Source organism: Streptomyces sp. BK239 (assembly GCF_004217285.1).
Lineage (GTDB): Bacteria > Actinomycetota > Actinomycetes > Streptomycetales > Streptomycetaceae > Streptomyces.
In genome coordinates, this window is sequence record NZ_SHKS01000002.1 from 428,965 (window position 1) to 449,849 (window position 20,885).

The 20,885-nt window shown below is 74.7% G+C and carries 13 protein-coding genes; 9 read left to right on the forward strand and 4 right to left on the reverse strand.

Features of this window, described 5'->3' with window-relative positions:
- Window positions 1-106: 106 nt before the first annotated feature.
- A complete protein-coding gene (locus tag EV567_RS07800; protein WP_130437909.1) occupies window positions 107-1,777 on the reverse strand; it encodes an AMP-binding protein in 1,671 nt (556 codons plus the stop codon).
- Window positions 1,778-2,210: 433 nt separating this feature from the next.
- On the opposite strand from EV567_RS07800, the gene EV567_RS07805 reads away from it, so the two are divergent.
- Both EV567_RS07805 and EV567_RS07815 read left to right on the forward strand, forming a co-directional pair.
- Window positions 2,211-5,027 carry a LuxR family transcriptional regulator gene (locus EV567_RS07805; RefSeq protein ID WP_130437910.1) on the forward strand — a complete coding sequence of 939 codons (2,817 nt, stop codon included), beginning with the start codon at window positions 2,211-2,213 and terminating at the stop codon, window positions 5,025-5,027.
- Between the two features lie 256 nt (window positions 5,028-5,283).
- Window positions 5,284-6,075: a trypsin-like serine protease gene (locus tag EV567_RS07815; protein ID WP_130437912.1), complete on the forward strand. Its 792-nt coding sequence runs from the start codon at window positions 5,284-5,286 to the stop codon at window positions 6,073-6,075.
- 141 nt (window positions 6,076-6,216) lie between these two features.
- On the opposite strand, the gene EV567_RS07825 is transcribed toward EV567_RS07815, so the two are convergent.
- Window positions 6,217-7,323, reverse strand: coding sequence for a winged helix DNA-binding domain-containing protein (locus tag EV567_RS07825; RefSeq protein ID WP_130437914.1), 1,107 nt, complete (start codon window positions 7,321-7,323; stop codon window positions 6,217-6,219).
- 175 nt (window positions 7,324-7,498) lie between these two features.
- Between EV567_RS07825 and EV567_RS07830 the strand changes: the two genes are divergently transcribed.
- From EV567_RS07830 to EV567_RS07840, 3 genes are read left to right on the forward strand one after another with little or no spacing between them, the layout of a single operon-like run.
- Window positions 7,499-8,857 carry an MFS transporter gene (locus EV567_RS07830; RefSeq protein WP_130437915.1) on the forward strand — a complete coding sequence of 453 codons (1,359 nt, stop codon included), beginning with the start codon at window positions 7,499-7,501 and terminating at the stop codon, window positions 8,855-8,857.
- Entirely contained in the window at window positions 8,854-10,380 is a 1,527-nt protein-coding gene (locus tag EV567_RS07835) for a prolyl oligopeptidase family serine peptidase (protein ID WP_242620715.1), read from the forward strand. Before EV567_RS07830 ends, EV567_RS07835 begins: the two co-directional genes overlap by 4 nt.
- Window positions 10,381-10,432: 52 nt before the next feature.
- A complete protein-coding gene (locus EV567_RS07840) occupies window positions 10,433-11,326 on the forward strand; it encodes a PaaX family transcriptional regulator C-terminal domain-containing protein (protein WP_278044740.1) in 894 nt (297 codons plus the stop codon).
- A gap of 292 nt (window positions 11,327-11,618) precedes the next feature.
- Here the strand turns inward: EV567_RS07840 and EV567_RS07845 are convergent, their stop codons facing one another.
- The gene (locus tag EV567_RS07845) at window positions 11,619-13,154 is read right to left on the reverse strand and encodes a helix-turn-helix domain-containing protein (protein WP_130437916.1); all 1,536 of its coding nucleotides are present in this window, start codon (window positions 13,152-13,154) and stop codon (window positions 11,619-11,621) included.
- Window positions 13,155-13,359: 205 nt separating this feature from the next.
- Between EV567_RS07845 and EV567_RS07850 the strand changes: the two genes are divergently transcribed.
- Genes EV567_RS07850 through EV567_RS07865 form a run of 4 tightly spaced genes read left to right on the forward strand, consistent with a single transcriptional unit; the run spans window position 13,360 to window position 20,390 of the window.
- Complete coding sequence (locus tag EV567_RS07850; protein WP_130437917.1) at window positions 13,360-16,215, forward strand: ATP-binding protein; 2,856 nt, start codon at window positions 13,360-13,362, stop codon at window positions 16,213-16,215.
- Window positions 16,212-17,243, forward strand: coding sequence for a hypothetical protein (locus tag EV567_RS07855; RefSeq protein WP_130437918.1), 1,032 nt, complete (start codon window positions 16,212-16,214; stop codon window positions 17,241-17,243). Before EV567_RS07850 ends, EV567_RS07855 begins: the two co-directional genes overlap by 4 nt.
- A 19-nt stretch (window positions 17,244-17,262) precedes the next feature.
- Complete coding sequence (locus EV567_RS07860) at window positions 17,263-18,903, forward strand: hypothetical protein (protein WP_130437919.1); 1,641 nt, start codon at window positions 17,263-17,265, stop codon at window positions 18,901-18,903.
- On the forward strand, window positions 18,900-20,390 hold the full coding sequence (locus EV567_RS07865) for a hypothetical protein (RefSeq protein ID WP_130437920.1): 1,491 nt from the start codon (window positions 18,900-18,902) through the stop codon (window positions 20,388-20,390). The genes EV567_RS07860 and EV567_RS07865 overlap by 4 nt, the downstream gene beginning before the upstream one ends.
- Window positions 20,391-20,415: 25 nt before the next feature.
- On the opposite strand, the gene EV567_RS07870 is transcribed toward EV567_RS07865, so the two are convergent.
- Window positions 20,416-20,691, reverse strand: coding sequence for a hypothetical protein (locus EV567_RS07870; protein ID WP_130437921.1), 276 nt, complete (start codon window positions 20,689-20,691; stop codon window positions 20,416-20,418).
- Window positions 20,692-20,885 lie beyond the last annotated feature (194 nt).

The window sequence follows — 20,885 nt, forward strand, 5'->3', positions numbered from 1 at the left end:
CGACAACGCGGCGGTGGGGGCCCCTCCCGCGCGAGCGAAGCCGAGCGTGGGGGAGCCGTGCCAGGCGTCGCGGGCCAGACGCTACGTTCGAAACACGCCCTAGGACTCACCGGAAGTCCTCCTCCCGGTACTCCCCCGCCGACCCCGCCGCCGTGGCCTCGCGGAGCTCGACGCGGCGGATCTTGCCCGAGACGGTCTTGGGCAGCGGCGCGAACTCCAGCCGGCGCAGGCGCTTGTAGGGGGCGAGGACCTCGCGGGAGTGCTCGAACAGCACCTTCGCGGTGTCGGGGCCGGGTTCCCAGCCCTCCGCCAGGACGACGTACGCCTTGGGCACGGCCAGCCGCAGCTCGTCCGGCGCGGGGACCACGGCCGCCTCGGCGACGGCCTCGTGCTCCAGCAGGGCGCTCTCCAGCTCGAAGGGGCTGATCTTGTAGTCGGAGGCCTTGAAGACGTCGTCGCTCCTGCCGACATAGGTGATGTATCCGGATTCGTCGCGTTCGCCGATGTCGCCGGTGCGGTAGTAGCCGCCCGCCATCGCCTCCGCCGTACGGTCGTCGTCGCCGTGGTAGCCGGTCATCAGGCCGACCGGCCGCGCCGACAGGTCGAGGGCGATCTCGCCCTCCCGGGCGCCGGGCGCGCCGGTCACCGGGTCCAGCAGTTCCACCCGGTAGCCGGGGCTGGGGCGTCCCATGGAGCCGGTCTTCAGGGGCTGTCCGGGGCTGTTGGCGATCTGCACGGCCGTCTCCGTCTGGCCGAAGCCGTCCCGGACGGTGACGCCCCAGGCCCGCCGGACCTGCTCGATCACCTCGGGGTTGAGCGGTTCCCCGGCGGCCACGATCTCGCGGGGCGGGGTGCGCAGCGCGGTCAGGTCGGCCTGGATGAGCATGCGCCACACGGTCGGCGGGGCGCAGAACGTCGTCACGCCCGCGCGGTCCATCTCGGACATCAGCCGGGCCGGGTCGAAGCGGGTGTAGTTGTGGATGAAGACGGTCGCCTCGGCGTTCCACGGGGCGAACAGGTTGGACCAGGCGTGCTTGGCCCAGCCGGGTGAGGAGATGTTGAGGTGGACGTCGCCGGGCCGCAGACCGATCCAGTACATGGTGGCGAGGTGCCCGACCGGGTACGACACGTGCGTGTGCTCGACGAGCTTGGGGCGGGCGGTCGTCCCCGAGGTGAAGTACAGCATCAGGGTGTCGTCGGCCAGGGTCGGGCCGTCGGGCAGGAACTCGGCGGAGGCGGCGTGGGCGTCCTCGTACGGCTGCCAGCCCTCGGGCACTGCGCCCACGGCGGTGCGCGTGTAGTCGCCGGGGACCTCGTCGAACTTGCCGGCGTCCTCGGCGCGGACGACGACGTGCCGGACCCGGCCGCGCTCGACGCGGTCGCGCAGGTCGGCGGGGCCGAGCAGCGGTGTCGCGGGGATGACGACGGCGCGCAGCTTCATCGCCGCGAGGGCGGTCTCCCACAGTTCGGCCTGGTTGCCGAGCATCACGAGGATGCGTTCGCCGGCCGCGACGCCGCGCTCCCGCAGCAGGTTGGCGAGCCGGTCGGAGCGTTCGGACAGCTCGGCGAAGGTGAGCCGGACCTCGGCGCCGTCCTCCTCGACGATGTGCAGCGCGATGCGGTCGTTGCCGTCCGCGATGGCGTCGAACCAGTCGAGTGCCCAGTTGAAGTGCTCGAACCGGGGCCACTCGAAGCCCGCGTAGGCCGTGGCGTAGTCCTCGCGGTGTCGCAGCAGGAAGTCCCGCGCCGTACGGAACCGCTCCGTCGCCGTCGTCATGCGTCCTCCGTCTCGCTCTGTCTGCCGCGCGGCCCCGTCGGGCCCCGGGCGGCGGCCGCGCGCCCGGTGAAGTGCGCGGGCCGGCGCCGGACCATTGCCGGGCGGCTCTCTGTCATCGTGTAATCCGTGATGCGGGTGCACCACCCCCGCACGGGGATCGCCTCGGAAAGGAGGGCCGCCGGCACAGGAGGCGGGGAGGTCCGCGCGGAAGGCGGGACAGCCCCGGGAAGGGCCGGACGGACGAAAGACCGGCGGTTCGACGGAGGGGTCCGTTCCGGCCAGGGACGGCTCCGGGCGACGAGTGGCCATTCAACGGCCGGTTCGTTGAATTTCCCCATGCTTCCCGCTGTTATATCCCTCACCAAGGAGTCCGCCGGGATTTCAACGGGATGTTGCCTAGAATTTGGCCCGAACACGACCACGGAGGGGAGCGGTGACCGTGCGACGGGACTTCCAGGAGCCTGCCAGATGCCGCCCCGACCTGGTCATCGGACGGGAGGAACTGGTCACGGCCGCCCGCGACCAGCTGACCGGCGGCGGCAGTGTGCTGCTGCACGGCCCGGCCGGAATAGGCAAGTCGACCGTGCTGCGGGCACTGGCCGCTGATTACGGCGACTCCGCCCGCACCGTCCTGCGCTGCTCGGCGACCGAGTCCGAATCGCACCTTCCCTTCCTCGCGCTGGCCGACCTCTTCGGACTGGTCCTCGGCGAGGTGTCCGACAAGCTGCCCGCCGCCCAGCTCACGGCCCTGGAGGCGGCGCTCACCGGCCGCGGCGAGTCGACCCTGCAACGCGACGGCCTCGCCCTGCGCCTGGCCGTACTGTCGGCGCTGCGCGCCCTCGCCGCCGCCGGGCCCGTGCTGCTCGTCGCCGACGACCTCCAGTGGCTGGACTCCGCCAGCGCCGAACTCCTCGGCTTCGCCGCCCGCCGCCTCGGCGACACCCCCGTGCAGCTGCTCTGCGCGGTGCGGACCGAGGGGCAGGAGTACGACCGCCATCTACGCGCGTCCCCGCCCGACACCCTCGCCGTCCGGCTGAACCCGCTCTCCCGCGCCCAGGTGTCCGCCCTGCTCGACCACCGCGGCTACACCGACCTGCCGCGCTCCACGATGCGGGAGATCCACCGCACCAGCGGCGGCAACCCGCTGTTCGCGCTGGAGCTCGGCCGCGCCCTCGGCGAGAACCCGACCCCGCCGCGCCCCGGCGAGCCGCTGCCGGTGCCGACCTCGCTGCGCGACCTGGTGCTCAGCCGGCTCGACATGCTCTCAGGCGAGGCCCGCCGCACCCTGCTCGTCGCCAGCGCGGGCGCCCGCCCCACGCTCGCCCTGCTCCAGGCGGCCGGCCGGGAGAACGCCGAGGCGGAGACCGCCCAGGCCGCCGCGCTCGGCCTGCTGGCGACGGAACCCGACGGGCCGGCCGTACGGTTCGCGCATCCGCTGATCTCGGCCGCGCTGTACGCCGAGGCGCCCGCGCAGGAACGCCGGGCCGCGCACGCCGCGCTGTCCACGGCGGCCTCCGACCCGATCGAGCGGGCCCGGCACCTCGCGCTGTCCACGACCGGCACCGACCCGGGCGTGGCCGCGCGGCTCGCGGGGGCCGCCTCGATGGCCCGGGACCGCGGCGCGCCCTCGGTCGCCGCCTCGCTCGGGCTGCTCGCGGCCCGGCACACCCCGCCGGGCGGCGCGCCTGCCCCGGACGACCGCCGACTGCAGGCCGCGGAGGACGCGATCACCGCCGGGGAGGTCGACCTCGCCCGGGACATCGCCCACGAGGTGCTGACCCGCGCCTCGGCGCCCGCCGAGCGGGTCCGCGCCTGGATGGTGGTGATCGAGGCCGCCGGGCAGGCGCTGGGCGACGTCGACACCGTCTACCCGCAGGCGCTCTCCGACGCCGGCGACGACCCGGTGCTGCTCGCCCAGGTGCACTACCAGCTCGCCTGGCGCGGTCTGGTCGTCCAGGGGGACTTCGCCGAGGCCCGCCGGCAGGCGGCGCACGCCGCGGAGCTGGCCGCGCGCGGCGAGGACCGGCGCAACGAGCTGATGGCGCTTGCCCTCCAGGCGTCGACGGAGATCCTCATGGGGCATCCGAACGCGCCCGTCACCATCAAACGGGCCCTGAAAGAGCCTCAGGACCCGTACGTGACGTGCCATCACAACGGCGTCGGCATGGCCAGGTACCGCTGGCTGCTGATGAGCGACCAGCTGCCCGAGGCCCGGGCGACCATCAGCGCGCTGCTGCGCGAGGTGCGCCGGCGGGGCATGGTCGAGAGCGAGGTGCACTTCCAGCGGTTCCTGGCCGACATCGAGCTGCGCTCCGGGCACTGCGGGCGCGCCCTGGACCTGGCCCGGGAGAGTCTGCGGCTGGCCCGGGACTCCGGTATCGGCCTGGGCGCCTCCGCCATGCTCGCCTCCCTCGCGGAGGCGTCCGGCGGGGACGTCGGCCAGGCGCTGGCGCTGGCCCGGGAGGCGGTGGACCGGGCCGAGGAGGACGGCGACCAGATGTATCTGTCGCGGGCTCTGGCCGCCCTGGGCTACGCCCAGTTGGTCGCCGGGGACGCGGCGGGCGCGGTGGGCAGTCTGCGCCGGGTGCGGGAGCTGGAGCAGGGGCTCGGCATCACCGACCCGGCGCGCGGCCGCTGGCAGGGCGACCTGGCCGAGGCCCTGGTCCGCGTCGGTGAGCCGGGCGAGGCGCAGGACGTCATCGACGTCGCCCGGGAGCACGCGCTGCGGCTGGGCCGGGAGAGCGTCCTCGCGGTGCTGGACCGGGCGGAGGCGCTGGTGCGGGCGGCGCGGGGCGACCAGGAGGGGGCGCTGGCCCGGCTGACGTCCGTTCAGGACCGGCTGGCGAAGCTGGGGTACGGACTGGAGGAGGCGCGGGCGGCGTTCGAGCTGGCTCGGCTGCGCACCCGGCGGCCGGGGCCGACGTCGTACGAGGAGGCGGCGCGGCTGTTCCGGCGGTGCCGGGCGCTGCCGTGGCTGCGGCAGGTGGAGGCCGCCGCCGCGGAGGGGGCGGCCGAGGCGGCCGCCGCGCCCGTGCCGGCGCCCGCGGCCGACGCGATGGAGGGGCTGGCCTCGATGGAGCGTCAGGTGGCGGCGCTGGTCATGGAGGGCGCCACCAACCGGGAGATCGCCGCGCGGCTGTTCATCAGCGTCAAGACGGTGGAGGCGACGCTGACCCGGGTCTACCGCAAGCTGGGGATCCGCTCGCGGGTGGACATCGTCCGGCTGGCGGCGGGGCACCACGCCAAGTGAGGGATCCGCGGGTTTTACTGCCTGCTGTCGAAAGACCGGTACCGGCCCCCGTGGTCCTCCGTGTGCGGTCCGCCGAGGCGACCGAGGGTTTTCCCTGCCCCAACTCCCTTAGGGGGTTCCCTCATTGGGGAGGGTGAACCCCGAGCCCTAGCGTAAGGGACGTGCCGCTCGCCCGGGCACACGGGGTCGGTCCCGCCCCGTGCAACCCCCACACCCGCGCGTCCCCCACCGGCCACCTCCCCACGCAAGGAGATCCATGTTCGGGCTCACCCGTGCCAAGAAGACCGCGGCTGTCGTCGCGGCGACCGCGGCGGCTGCCGCGACCGCGTTGATCAGCGCCCCCACCGCTGTCGCCGCGCCGCAGCCCATCGTCGGCGGCACGACCACCACCACGACGGCCTACCCGTTCATGATGCAGATCACGGACGCCTCGCAGAACCAGTTCTGCGGCGGCACGCTCGTCTCCCCGACCAAGGTGGTCACCGCGGCCCACTGCATGGTCGGCGAGACCACGAGCAGCGTGCGGGTGGTCGGCGGCCGGACGTACCTCAACGGGACCAACGGCACGGTCAGCCGGGTCAGCAAGATCTGGATCAACCCGAGCTACACGGACGCCACCGACGGCGACGACGTGGCCGTGCTGACCCTCGCGACGTCGATGCCGTACACCACGGCGTCGTACGTCTCCTCCACCCAGACCGGTGTGTACGCGGCGGGCACCACCGCGCGCATCCTCGGCTGGGGCACCACCTCTTCGAACGGCAGCTCCTCCAACCAGCTGCGGACCGCGACCGTCCCGATCGTGTCCGACGCCAGCTGCGGCAGTTCGTACGGCTCCGACTTCGTCGCGAGCGACATGGTGTGCGCCGGATACACCTCCGGCGGCGTAGACACCTGCCAGGGCGACAGCGGCGGTCCCCTGCTCATCGGGGGCGTCCTGGCAGGGATCACTTCTTGGGGCGAGGGCTGTGCCCAGGCGGGTTACCCGGGTGTCTACACCCGGCTGACCACCTTCTCCAGCCTGGTGACCGCACAGGTCAACTCCTAGCCCCGAGCGCTCCCCGAGCCTGGCTCGGGGACAAGACCGGGGGGGGGGGGGGGGGGGGGGGGGGGGGGGGGCCCCCCCCCCCCCCCCCCCCCCCCCCCCCCCTCTCCATGCCCGACGGGCGCCGGGGGCGCCCTGTGAGGGTCAGCGCCGTGCGACGGTCGTGAACCGGATGTCGTACGGCGTTTGCGCGTACAGGCACGCGAGCATGTGCTCCGCTTCCGCCGTCACCTCCTCGCGCCGGGCCCTGTCCAGGTCGGCGAACGGCTCGATGACGAGGGCGTCCGGTTCGAGTCGCCACACTCCGGCCACGAAGCCGTCGACGAGGAACGTGCGGTGGGCCTGGTTGCCCTGCCAGGTGCGGCCCCGGTACGGGCCCGGGACGACGCGGGTGCGGTCGGCGTGGGACAGGAGCAGGTTGTCGAACTCGGGGAGGAAGCGGGGCGGGGCGGGGGTGTCCGGGTCGGGGCGGGGGGCGTCGGGGAGGTCGAAGAGTTCGACGCCGTGCTCGTCGCGGAAGGCGAGGAGCCGCGGGCGGAGGCGCTCGAAGGCCGCGCGCAGCCGGGTGAGGCCGGCCCAGGTCTGCATGTCCTTGACGGAGGCCGGGCCGAAGGCGGCGAGGTAGCGCAGGACGACGTCGTCGACCGGCGGCGCGGGTTCGGCGGGGCGGCCCAGCCAGTGCTCGGCGGTGGTGAGGGCGACCTGGCCGGACTGTCCCCACAGCCCGCGCGGGGTGACCTGCACCAGGGGAAGCAGGCAGCGGGCGGCGACCGCCAGGGACTGCGGGTCGGCGTCCGGCCACCGCGCGCCGAGTTCCTCGCGCAGTTGCCCCATGGTGCGCGGCTCGGCCTCGACGAGGTCGCGGGCGAGTGCGGCGAGCCGCCCGAGGTCGACACCGGCGAGGCCGGCGCGGAATGCGGTCAGCTCCCGCTCCCGGGCGGGCTGCACCAAGGGGCGCAGGGTGAGGCAGTCGTCGGCAGTGTGGGTGTGCAGGGTCGAGCGCAGGGTGACCATCCGGGCGACCCGACGGTCCGCCATGAGCGTCGAGAGGGCCTCGGGCGCGAAGCCGTCGAGGCGGGCGGCGAGGGCGTGGTACGGCGGCCTGACGTTCTGCGCCTGAAGTCCGACGAGGTGGGCGACGGCCGCCTCGGGCGTGAGCCGGGAGCGGCTCAGCAGGAGCTGCCGGTCGAGGGTCGCGCGGTTGAGCGCGCGCACGCCGAGCACGGGGGCGGGGGCCGTCGTCTTCGTCATGCGGGCACGGTAGCGGGCGCGGTGGGGATGTGACTGCGGGACCGAGCATCGGCGTGACGTCCGGTCAGCCCGCCGGGCAGTGGTTCCACGCCGGCCAATGTTGTGCACTTCGTTGACTGCGGTCACATCTACGCCTACTTTCGCGATGTCCTTCCCCCGGTCAAGGGAGACCGCGATGCCTTCGTCCCCCGTCGCATCCGCATCACCGTCCAGGACCCCCGAACAGGCCCGGCAGCTGCGCCGGGTCGCCCTCTCCGGCCTGCTCGGCACGGCCGTCGAGTTCTACGACTTCCTCGTCTACGGCACCGTCGCCGCGCTCGTCTTCGGTGAACTGTTCTTCCCCGGCGCCGATCCCGCCGTCGGCACGGTCGCCGCGTTCGGCACCTTCGCCGCCGGCTATGTCGCCCGGCCGCTCGGCGGCGTCCTCTTCGGCCACTTCGGCGACCGGCTGGGCCGCAAGTCGATGCTGCTGCTCACCATGGGCCTGATGGGCGGCGCCAGCTTCCTCATCGGCCTGCTCCCCACCTACGACACGATCGGCGTCTGGGCGCCGGTCCTGCTGATCGCCCTGCGCGTGGTCCAGGGCATCGCCATCGGCGGCGAGTGGGGCGGGGCCACGCTGATGGTCGTCGAGCACGCCGGGGAACGGCGACGCGGACTGTGGTCGAGTTTCACGCAGATGGGAGCCCCGCTCGGCTCCCTGCTGTCGACCGCCGTCGTCACCCTCGTGGTCGCCCTGCCCCGGGAGGAGTTCGCGGCGTGGGGCTGGCGGGTGCCGTTCCTGCTGAGCGTGGTGCTGCTCGGCGTCGGGCTGTTCGTGCGGCTGCGGGTGGTGGAGAGCCCGCTGTTCGCCGACGTGCGGAAGGACCGCGCCGAGGCGCGGCTGCCGGTCCTCGACGTGCTGCGCCGGCCGCGCCCGCTGCTGCTGGCCTGCTGCGTCGGCATCGGCGCGTTCACCGCACAGTCGCTGCTGACCAGCTACATGATCGCCTACGCCACCGGCATCGGCTACGCCCGCCCGCAGGTGCTCACCGCTCTCACGGTGTCCGCCTGCGTCGCGCTCGTCGTCCTGCCCTGCGCCTCCGCGCTGTCCGACCGGGTCGGCCGCCGCCCGGTCGTCCTGGCCGGGGCCGTGGCCTCGGCCGCGCTCGCCTTCCCCGTGCTGGCGCTGGTCGACTCCGGGTCGCCCGGGCTGCTGATCCTCGCCGTCGCCCTCGGTCACGGCGTCGCCCAGTCGACGATGTACGGGCCGCTGGGCGCCCTGCTCACCGAGATGTTCGGCACCCGGGTCCGCTACACCGGCGCCTCCCTCGGCTACCAGGGCGCCACCCTGGTCGGCGCCGGCTTCTCCCCCATGATCGCCGGCAGCCTGGTGGCCGCGAGCGGCGACAGCACGCCCGTCGCCCTGCTGCTCTGCGGCGGCGCCGCGATCACCGCGCTGACCGTGGTGTTCGTCCGCGAGACCAACAAGGACTCCCTCACCGAGGCCGCCGAACGGCCCGCCACAGCCCCCACGGAAGAGGTCACGGCATGACGACGGACGCCGCCGAGAACCCCCGGGGCACTCGCATCCCCCTTCAGAGAACTCCCCGTGAGGGCGTCCGCCCGCACAGGGCCGCCCTCGGGCGCCACCGCCGGGCCGCCGGCCCCGGCGCGCTCCGCCGGTCCGTGCGCCGCGCCGCCTGCGCCGCCGCGTCCGTACTGGCGGTCGCCGCTGTGCCCGCGCCGGGCGCGACGGCCGCCACCGGCGCCGCCGGGGCGGGCACCAGTCACGTCGAGGGCCGGCTGCCCTCGGGGGCCACGTACGTCATGGACGTGCCCGCGACCTGGAACGGCACCGTGCTGCTCTACAGCCACGGCTACACCCCCTCCGGCGTGCCCAACCCGGCCCGCAACGGACCCGACGCGGCCACGGACTCCCTCCTGCTGGGCAAGGGTTACGCGCTCATCGGTTCCTCCTACGCCACCACCGGATGGACGGTGACCGACGCGGTCCCCGACCAGATCGCCACTCTTTCCGCGTTCGCCGACCGCTTCGGCGCGGCCCGGCGCACGATCGCCTGGGGCACGTCGTACGGCGGTCTGGTCACCACCGCCCTCGCCGAGCGGCACGGCGACCGGATCGACGGCTCGCTGTCCCTGTGCGGTCTGGTCCACGGCGGGGTGGCCAACTGGAACAACACCCTCGACCCGGTGTTCGCCCTCAGGACGCTCCTCGCGCCCGGCTCCGGGATCCCCCTGACCGGCCTGCCCGATCAGAGCACCGCCACCGCCGCGGCCGACGCCCTGGCCGCCGCGGTCGACTCGGCGCAGTCCACGACCGCGGGGCGGGCCCGGATCGCGCTGGCCGCCGCCCTGCACAACATCCCGGTGTGGAACCAGCCCGGCCAGCCCCGGCCGGCCCCCGCCGACCTGGACGCACAGCAGGCCAACCAGTACGAGGCCGTCAAGGGCCTGGTGAAGGTCGCCGCCTTCAACTGGCGGCAGGAGGCCGAGGCCAGGGCCGGCGGCAACATGTCGTGGAACACCGGCGTCGACTACGCGCGGCTCCTCGGCCGGTCCTCCGTCCGCGACGAGGTCACCGCGCTGTACCGGAAGGCCGGGCTGTCGCTGAAGGCCGACCTCGCCACGCTCGACCGCGCCCCGCGGATCGGCGCGAACCGGGCCGCTCTCGCCTGGATGAGCCGCACCAGCTCCTTCACCGGCCGGCTGACCAAGCCGCAGCTGTCCGTGCACACCGTGGGCGACGCCCTCGTCCCCGTCCAGACGGAGAGCGCCCTGCTCCGCGCGGTCACCGCCGCCGGTACGACCCCGCTCCTGCGGCAGGCGTACACCGGCGCCCCCGGCCACTGCACCTTCAGCCCCGCCGAACAGCTCGCCGCCCTGCACGCGCTGGAGGACCGCATCGCCACCGGCGCATGGCGGGGCGCCGGCCCCGACGCCCTCAACTCCCGTGCGGCGTCGGCCGATCCGACGACTCCCTCGCGCTACGTCCCGTACCGCCCCACCCCGTACCCGCGGCCGTACGACCTTGCCCATCCCGCCGACCGCCCCTGACCCCGCGCGGCCGTCCGCCGGACCGTCGGCGGACGGCCGTACCCTTTCCCCCGTGGAGGACGACGACATCCTGGACACCACGCACGACGACAGCACGGACGGCGGCAGCGGCGGCGCGGGCGGTGACGCCCCGGACGCCCCCGCGCCGCGCCCCCAGTCGCTCATGCTGACCTTCTTCGGCAACCACGTGCTGGACGAGGGGCAGTTGTGCGTCTACTCGGGGAGCATCATCGACGTCCTCGGCCGGGTCGGGGTGGGCGAGCAGGCCGTGCGCTCCACGCTGACGCGCATGGTCAACCGGGGCCTGCTGTGCCGGCAGCGCGAGGGCCGCAGGATGTACTTCGGGCTCACCCCGCAGGCGGTACGCGTCCTGGAGGACGGCCGTGTGCGCATCTGGCAGCAGGGCGCGGTCAACGACGACTGGGACGGTTCCTGGACCCTGCTCGGCTTCTCGCTGCCCGACTCCTGGAAGAGGCAGCGCCACGACCTGCGCTCCCGGCTCGCCTGGTCCGGGTTCGGCGCGCTGTACAGCGGGCTGTGGATCGCGCCGGGGGACGTCGACGTGTCCGCCGTCGTCGCGGAGCTGGGGCTGACCGAACGCGTCAAGATCTTCCACGCCCGGGCCGACACGGCCACCGACATCGAGCTGATGGTCCGTGACACCTGGGACCTGGAGAGCATCGCCGCCCGTTACGTCGCCTTCGACAAACGCTGGACCGCCCACCTGGGAGCCGGCTCGGGGCACGATCCCATCGCGACGAGGCTGCGGCTGGTCAGCGAATGGCTGGGGACGATCCGCACGGACCCCCGGCTGCCCGCCGCGCACCTTCCCCGCGCCTGGCCCGCCGGCCCGGCCCAGGAGACCTTCCGCCGCGTCGCCGACCAGACCGCGTCGCCGGCCCGACGGACGGCCCGCGCTCTGCTGGAGACGACGCCGATGCGGTAGGCGGGCGGACGAGTGAACCCGGCGGTACGGCCTTCCTCGGTCAACGCCCGTCAGAGGGTGCCCCCATGTGCCGCATTTCTTGCACTCCCCGTATACCTCCGCAATCCACCCACCCGGTGTCCGGCACGCCCCCTAAAGTCGCAGGCGGTCGACCGACCCACCCGCCGACCCGGGAGGTATCCACCGTGATCCGCCTCAGCCCGCCCGACCCTCGCCCGCTCGCCCGCGCCGTCGGCCCCGAGGACGCCGACGACGCGCTGCTACCCAATCTCTGACGGGTCGTCAGTTAAATTCACCAGGTCCGCAGCGACCGCACCGCTCGGTCCGCCCGCAGCCGGCTCGCGTGGTCCGCCAGGTGCGAGGGGCGCAACTCGCCGAAGAGGGAGGGGCGTCCACGGTTGGCGATCTCGTCGAGCCATTCAAGGATCCGCCACGCGCACCGGACCTGATGGTCCACCAGATGGGCGGGGAGCCGTGGGTCCGCCGCCGGGAGGGCGCGCGGCGGGTCGGGCAGCGTCAGCAGGAGGTCGCCGCCCACGGGCAGGCCGCGACTGTCGCGCCGGGCGTGCAGGACGCCCTCGACGCGCTCCAGGGCGCGGTCGATGCCGGCCCGCCACACGTCCCCCGGCGTGCCCCGGACCGAGGTGAGGTCCCGGCGGGCGGCCCACCAGTCGAGGTGCCGGTGCGAAGGGCGGACGTACACCACCCGCGCGCCGGTCTCCCGTAGCAGGTCCGCCATGACGTGCCCGTAGTGGCCCTCCTCGGCGAACACGTACGGCTTGACCAGGACGACCGCGGGCCAGTTCTCCTGGAGCCGGACCCGCTCGGCGATGTGACGTGCCGTCACCGCCCAGCCGCGCAGCCGGCCCGACCGGCGGTCCAGGGGGTCGCCCTGCACGACCCGGCCCCCGTCCACCTCGGTGGCGGAGCTGACCGGCACGTACTCCCAACCGAGGGCGTCGGCGACCAGGGCGGCGGTGAGCGCGGCCGACCAGACGGCGCCGACCACCACCAACGGCCGCTGGTCGACGCCCCGCCACGGGTAGGCGGCCTGCCGGTGCAGGTCGACCAGGCAGTTCTGCACGAGGAGATGCCCCGGCCACTCGGCGGCCGCCGGCGCCCACAGGGAGGTGCCGGGCTCGCCCTGCCAGCTGAACTCCCCCGCCGCCCGCAGGGACTCGGAGACCACGATCCCCAACTCCGCCCTGATCCGCGCGTGTTCGCCGTCACCGTCGTCCACGGCGGTGCCGTCCGGCAGCCGGGCGGCCGAAGGGCCCGCGCGGAGCGCGCGTTCGGCCAGCTCCCGCCAGGGCAGCGCCTCGGCCCCGGCGGTGAGCCGGAACTCGCCCACCAGCGCCGTGGACACGGGGTACTCCCGGCCCGAGACGAGGTGCGACAGGCCGACCCGGAAGCGCGCCGCGGCCCGCCGGTCGCCGCACAGCGCGGCCGCGGCCCGCAGCGGCGCGGGCAGCCTGGCCTGCGTGAACCCCCGTACGTACGCCTCGATGCCGCTGATCGCGGACAGCGCCGCCACCAGTTCGGGCGGCGGTTCGTAGGCGGCCGGGGACGGCGCCTCGCCACGGGGCAGCCAGCCGATGTCCGCGAACACCCGCGCAGGACTCACCCCGGCGAGCTCCGCCAGCGCCCGCACGAAGCGGGGCGGCGGCATGCGCTCGCCCAGCATGTACTTGCGCACCGTCTCCGCCTTGTACCCGAGGGCGTTGGCGAGCGCGCTGTCGCCGCCGGGCCGTCCCTGCGCCACCGAGGCGGCCCGGCATCCCTCCAACGCCGTTCTCACCCGCTCCCGTTCTTCCCGGCTGTAGGTCATCGGCCCCCCTCGGCCCCTCCGTCCCGCTACGCCCCGTACGGAAATGGTGACACGAACGTACGGATCGGGCGGGCCGAACGTCGGGACGCTGCGCGAATCTGACCCCGGGACATCCGTTCCCACCGGCGCCGGCCGGATCACGACCCGCGTCTGGGGACGGAGGAGGGAGTGCAAGATGACGCCGGAGAAGCCCCCGGGGGGATCCATGCCGACCAGTGCGAAGCCGCCGGACGACGTCCCGACGGTGACCAAGTGGCCGCCGTTCCACCCGGGAAGCGTCCTGGGCGGGTACCGCCGCCTGGCCCGCTACGTGAGCGTCCCGGCGCTCACCGGTCTCGACCTCGTGGAGCACGAGGCGCACAAGTGGCGCGGTGATCCACAGGAGTTGCTGAAGCGGCTCTACGAGCGCCTCCGGCACAAGCGGATCCCGTACAACCAGGCCTGGAGCGCCGGAACCCACCAGCGGGTCCGCGACCCGCACCTGATCGACCGCAGCTCGGGCACCTGCCTCGACCTGGTCCTGATGTTCGCCGCGATGTGCGAGGCGGCCGGCCTGAGGCCCTACGTGACCGTCCTCGGCGACCACGCCCTCGTGCTGGTGCACTCCGACCCCGACGCCACGCCGGGACAGCTGTCCGAGCCCCCGGTGACCTCCTGGCACGACCACGACCGGGGCGTCTTCCTCGCCTACGGCGAAGGGCTGCGGCTCAGGGCCGGCACGGCGATCGACGTGGTCGGCGCCTGCCGGGGCGAGGACCGGACCTTCGCCGAGGCGTGCGCGAGCGGGGCGCGCCGGCTGGAGTCCGGGCAGGACGACGTCCGCATGGTCGACGTCGTCGCCCTGCACGCGGAGGGCGGCGACGACGTGGCCGAACTCCCGCTGGTGCGCGACGAGTCGAGGCCGGCGATCTACCGGCGGCTGCCGGCCCGGCCGCAGTTCGTCGACTTCCCCGGGCGGGACAAGTTCATGGCGGAGCTGCGGGACCTCGCGGCGCGCGGCGGCACGGTGGTGCTGCACGGCCCGCAGGGCATCGGCAAGAGCATGGTCGCCCACCGGCTCGCGGCCGGCGCGGACGAGGGATGCGGATGGTTCCTCGACGCCTCCGACCAGCGGACGCTGACCGCCTCCCTCGGCGACGCGGAGATCGAGGAGCGGGGGCTCGGCGGCGAGGCACGGGACGACTCCGACCGCACCGTGTTCGCCGCGCTGGCCATGGAGCGGCTCGCCGACGCCAGCGGCCCCTGGGTGGTCGTCCTGGACAACGTCGACGTAGACCCCACCGAGCTGCGCCTGCCCAGGCCCGGCCGGCCCGGGCAACTCGTGGTCGTCACCACGACCAACGCCGAGTGGGCCGACCCGGAGAGGAATCCCGCCTTACGGAACGCCTGCGCCAAGGAAGTGCCCGAGCTGGACGCCGACGACCTCCCGCACGTCCTGGACGTGGCGGACGCGCCCACGGAACTCCTCGCCGGGCGCCCCCTGCTGCTCGAAGCCAGCGCCCGGCTGCTCCAGGCGACCGGCCGGGCGTGGTGGAGGCACCTCGCCACCCGCCCCGCCGACCCCGGTCAGGTGCCGGCGGCCATCTGGTCGACGGTGGTGCGGGCGGCCGACGCGGGAACTCCGGCCGGCCCGCTGCACGATCCCGCCCTCGTCGAGCGCCGGCTGGCCACGGTCATGGCCTGGCTGCCGCCCTCCGGCCTCTCCCCCGAACTGCTCACCCTGGCGGTACGCGACGAGGCGGGCGGGGCCGGGGCACGGCCCGAAGAGGTGCACGCCGCTCTGGAGCGGCTGCGCGCACTGGGACTGATCGAGTTCACCGGCGGCCTGGCGACCATGCACCGGCTCTTCCAGCACGCCGTCCGCGAGCACGGCCTGCGGTGGAACGCGGCCTGCACCGCCGCGCTGGTCGGCGGTGTCCACCGGAACTTCTTCACCGCGACCAGCGCCAGGCAGCCCGCCGGCGCCCGGCGGGCCGGTCTGTCCACGCCCTTCGACCTGGTCCTGGACCCCCGCCAAGTCGGCTCGATCGCCGACCTGCTGACGCATCAGCCGGCGGACCTGGACGCCTTCCGCAGCCTGCACGCGCTCGGCGTGCTCGTTGAACGCCAGGATCCGGCGGCGGCGACCGAGTGCTTCCAGAAGGCCCTCGAACGGATCGCGCACCACGAGGCGGGCGGCGACGCGGAGTTGCGGATCATGCGCTCCGACTGTCTGCGCGGCAAGGCACGGGTCGTGCACCGCACCCCGGGCCGATCGCCGTGGGGCACCGTCGACGACGCCATCGGCTGGGCGATCGAGGCGCGGGAGCTGTGCGCCGTCCCGGGCGCCGGCCGCGACGAGCAACTGGCCGCGTCCCGCGCCGAGGCCATGCACGGCCTGCTGATCCGCAGGAAGGCGAACACGGACGGCCTCACCGCGGGGCAGCGGCTGGCCCTGCTGCGCGAGGCCGAGGTCCTCCTGCGCCACAGTGCCGCCGAGCGGGAGCTGCTCACCGGCGAGGACTCGCCCGACGCGGACCGCAGTCGCTTCAACCTCGCCGGTCTGGAGGTCTCCCTGGCCCAGGTCGACCCCGACCTTCCGCCGCAGCGTCACCTCGACGCGGCGGACGAGCACTACCAGGCGGTGCTGACCCTGCGTGAACGCCGGTACGGCACACGGCATCTGGAGGAAGTGATCACCTGTGTCAACGGGCTGGCACTGGTGAACTTCTACCGGGCCGTCCTCCAGGACGTCGGACCGGCCCAGCGCGTCACCTTCCTCACCCACGCCCTGCGCTTCGCGCACGAGGCGCTGGAGGTGCGCCAGAGCCTCGCGATCCCCATCGAGCTCAACGTGATGAAGAGCCTCGACATCCTCGCCAAGACCGCTCTCGCCCGCCTCGACGCCCGTCAACCGGCCGCGCACGCCTGGGAGACGGCCGGCGCGGCCTCCGAGAAGCTGTACGCGACCTACCGACGCGAGTCCGCCGACGGCCGGTTCACCGTCCGTCCCGCGCCCGAACCCCACTCCCTGCCCGGCATCCCCGCCCAGCAGTCCGCCCAGGAAAAGGAACCCTCATGAGCACGCGCTTCCCCCGGCCCACGCTGCCCGGCAGCGGCAAGGACCTGATCTCCGACATCGACGCCTACCTGGCCTCCGACGCCATGCGGGCGCTGGTCGCCGCCTTCCACGGCGACCCGGACGGGCTGTCCGGCCCCGCGGCCACCCTGACGGAACGCATCGACCGGCTCTACGAGTTCACCGCCACCGTCAGCACGCGCCTGGAGGACAAGGAGCGCAACACGGCCGACGAACTGCCGATGACCCCCGACCAGGCCGACACCACCCTGGCCGCCGTCACCGCGCTCGGCCTGCGCGACGAACTCCCGCCCCGGCACCGTGAGTACGACCATGTGCTGATGCTGGGCGGTCTCGTCCGCGCCTGCTTCAACCGTCCGGCCTACGCCGCCCGGCTCGTCGACGACGGTGTGGTGACCGCCGCCGCCGTCACCGCCCTCGGCGGACACCGCGCGTTCAAGGTGTCCGACGAGAGCGTGAAGGACCCGAACGAGCGGGAGTCCGCGATCTCCGAGCGGCTCGGGCACCCCGAACTCACCGACGAGTACGCGGCGCTCGACCTCGGCACCCGGCTGGCGTTCGGGCTCGGCGAACCCGAAGGCGTCGAGGGCGAGGAGTCCCCCGACCCGGCGAAGCTGCCCGGTCTGACCTGGGGCGTCCGTCACTACCGCAGGGGCGACGGGCTGTCCGTGCGGGTGGCCGCGGCGCCGTCCGGGGACCCGAAGCGGCGGGCTCACACCGGCGAGACGTACGCCTTCTTCGCCGAACGGATGACCTCGCTGAGGCCGGGCGCGCGGCTGCTGCTGGTGACCACGCCCATCTACGCGCCCATGCAGCACTTCACGGCCGTCCGGATGCTCGCCCTGCCGTACGACGTGGAGGTGGAGACCATCGGCGGCGACGTGCCGGACCGGGCGCCCGCCCTGCGCCAGCCGTTCACCCCGACGAAGTACCTCAACGATCTGCGCACCACCGTACGGGCCCTGCGGGCCCTCGCGGAGGACGCGCTCGCACGCGACGAACTGGGCTGAGGGAGAGGACGGGGAGGACATGCCGGAAACGATGACCGAGGCGCTGACCCGGGGCTGGCTGCGCCTGCCGCAGGAGGCGCGGCAGGGGATCCATCCGCTGAGCGCGCTCACACGCGACCTTCTGGTCAACTCACGTCTGGCGCGCGCCTACTTGACGCCCCGGGTGCGTGCGAAGCACCCCGAGCTGGGGCCGGTCCTGCGCGCGAGGGTGTGGGAGCAGCGGGAGTCGGACCAGGTGGCCGGGGCGGTGGCCGGGCTGCTGCCCGAGGTGCTGGCGGACGGGCCGGTCGCGACCGGGCTGCGGGAGGCGTTCGCCCGGGCCGGGGTGCCGACCGCGGAGCACGAGGACAAGCTGTACGGGTGGGTCGTCCGGTGGACCGGGAACCGTCCGCCGTCACGCGAGGAGTGCGACCGGGTGGTCGAGGAGCACTTCGGCCGGGGCCCCGACTCCCGGCCGCCGGCCTACGCGGCGCTGGACGCCCTGCTCGGGGACGCGGCCGCGGTCGCGGAACTGGGCGAGGTCGTCTCCCGGAACTGGACGCCCCGGCCGGCCCGCCCCCACCGTCCGATGGACGCGGCGCAACGCCGCGCGCTGGACGACCTGTTGGACTCCGACGTCACCTGCGACCTGAACGGGCTCTGGGAGGCGTACGTCAAGACCCGCCCCTGGGAAGGCCTGTCGGACGATCCGGCCCGGTCGGGGATGTCGGTGGCCTCCGTGCCCGCGAAGCCCACCGTGGACGGGCGGCGGCGGGGCCGGGGCGAGCCCCTGCCGCTCCCGCTGGACAGGTCGCTGCGCCAGCGGCTGGGCTCCGCGGTGTTCCGGCAGCCCGAGAAGGCGAGCGAGGAGTTCCGCGGGAGTTCCACCCGGGACCTCGCCCGCCGGGAGGCGGAACGGATGTGCCTGCCGCTGGGGCTGGGGTCGGACGACCGGCGGGCGGCCTTCGCGCTCGGCGTCCACCTGGCGTACGCGGTCAACACCTCCACCATCGACGAGCGGCGGTCGCGCGCCGGCGACGGCCGCCGCCTCTCGCGCCGGATGGAGAAGCTGATCGCGCAGGTCCTCGACAAGGACCTCTTCGCCTACAGCGAGCGCCGGCCCGGCGGCCGGCAGTCCGCGGCCCGACTGCGGTTGCAGGACCCGCAGGCCCATGTGGTCACCCGGTTGTGGCCCCGGCTGCACACCCCCGACGTGCGCGGGGAGTCGTTCACCCCGGAGAGGTACTTCGGGTTGCTCAACAGCGCGATCCGGTCCTTCGTCCGCGAGACCGGCAAGCGGGACGCTCACCCGGACGAACCCCGGATCGTCCCCCTTGCCGAAGGCGGTCCGTCGGACCGTGCGACGGAGGGACCGGAGGATGACGCCGTCTCCTTCCTGGACGTCGGCGCCGTCGTGGTCTCCGTGTTCAACGACCGCATCGCCCACCGCGACCTCGCGGGGCACGCGGACGCCTTCGGGTTGACGCGCTGGTTCCTCACCGCCTCCGACCAGGAGGCCGTCCGCGACTGGTGGTCGCGGTCCCTGGACGCCTGCACGGCGTCCCTCCCGGACGGAGCCGAGCTGCCCGTCCGCCCCACCGCCGCCGAGGCCCGGGACGTGATCCGGCGCCTCCACTCCCCCGACGACCGCCCTGACGACGACTCAGGAGAAGGACAATGACCCTGACCGTACGCATCGACACGGTCGGCACCGTCCGGCTCGGCCCCCGGCCGTCGGCGCGGCCCTTCCACGCGCCTCTGGCCCTGGCCGGCGGGACGCTGTGCGTCGACCCGTTCGCGCCGGACGCGCCCCCCTACGCCGAGGTGGACGACCTCGACGAGGCGGCGGGCTGGCTGGAGGGCGTCTACGGCGCGCACGCCCTGGACGCGGCCCGCGAGGCGCTCGCCGGGGCGCGCGAGGGGTCGGTGTCCCGTCACGACCCGGTGGACGCCACCGTCCGCTCGGCCGTCGTCGCATGGGCGCCCGGGCCGCGCCACACGTCCGTGGCCCGGCTGGCCACCACGCGCTGGCTGGGCGCCTGGTCGCCGGAGCGCCTCGACCCGGCGCTCCTCGACCTGGAGACCGGCGGCCTGCTGTGGGACCTGGACGGGCTGGTGCCGGACGCGCCGGGGCAGGCGAGGGCCTGCCTGGCCGGCTCGGCCGGACGGCTGTCGGCGCTGGCCGGACGGCTGCGGCGCCGGTCGCCCGAGCAGGTGTCGGACGGGCTGGTGGCGGAGGCCGTCATGGACTCGGTGCTGGCCGCCGCAAGTCTGCTCGACGGCCATGAGCTCCACGCCCGGCTGCTGGAGCTCGCCCGGGAGGAGGCGGCCCTGCGGGAGTCGGGGCAGCGGATGGCGGCCTCCGAGGAAACGGTTCTGGCCGCCTTCCGCACGGAGTCCGCCGGGCGCGGCGGCGAGCGGCTGGGCAGCGTCGACTGGGAGCAGGTGCCCGCGCACGTGCTGAACGCGGCGGAGAACACGGTGCGCTGGGCCACCGCGCCGGGCCCGGACGGCTCCCGGGTGCTCCAGGTGGAGGTGGAGGCCGCGTCGCGGACCGTCCGCGCGGACGGGCTGGGCTTTCGCGCCTACCACCCGGAACTGCCGCTGCCCGTGGCGCTCGGCCGGCTGGCCGGGCCGCCGGAGCCGGGCGGGACGACGCTGCACGGTGAGGCGGTGCTGAGCCCGGCGGCGGACGGCCTCGACGCGGCGGACATCGTGGTCGACGTGTTCGACGCGTCGATGGTGTCCCGCCCGCGCCTCGGCCGGGCCGCCGTGCGGGCCGCGCACGAGCGGCGGGCGGTGCGCCGGCTCACCGCCCTGCGCCGGCACTGGGCCGCCCGCGACGGCGACGCACTGCGGGAGTGGGCGCAGGCCGCCGCGCGGACCGCGCAGAGCCTCGACGAGGACGCCGCGGGCGCCGGCCCGGACCCGCTGGGGACCCGGATGTGGACGCTCGTCCTGGCGGCCGCCGACACCGCGGTCTCCCTGGGCGCGCCGCCCGCCCGGCTCCCGGAGCGCGCCGCCGCCGTCCGCGAGGCGGCCCGCGCCGGCAACCGGGAGGGCGACGCGGGCGACCTGTACGTGCCGCGGCTGCGGGACGCCACCTGGCGGCCCACCGTGGCCGAATGGCTGACCGTCCGGCCGGACTTCGGTCTGACGTCGACCTGAGCCCGGCCGGGCCGCGAGCAGGGGGTCAGCGGCGGCGCAGCGCCCGGTCCGCCAGGTCGTACGCCATGCCGGCGATCACCAGGACGACCACGGCCCACAGGCCGGCCGTGTTGTCCGCGAACCAGCCCTCGGCGATGGCCAGGACGAGGCCGCCGGTGCCCGTCACCGACACCGTCCGCGCCGCCCGCGGCAGCGCCAACTGCAGGACGGCGCCCGAGCCGGCGGGGCCCGCGCCGAAGGCGGCGTCCGTGTCGTCGCGCCCGCTGGAGCCGCGTCCCCGGGGCGTGTCATCGTGGGTCATGGTGCTCCTCCTGGGGAGTTCCCTCCGCCCGCCGCTTCCTGCGACCGCCAGATCCGGGGCGGCGGGCGGACATCCGATGCGTCCCGCCGGAGCCCCGAGGGCGTCCGCGGCACGCGCTGTCATCCCCTTTCTCCGCTCCCAGCACCGCCCCGGCCGCCCCACACGCGCCCACCGCGCCACGACCCGCCGCTCAC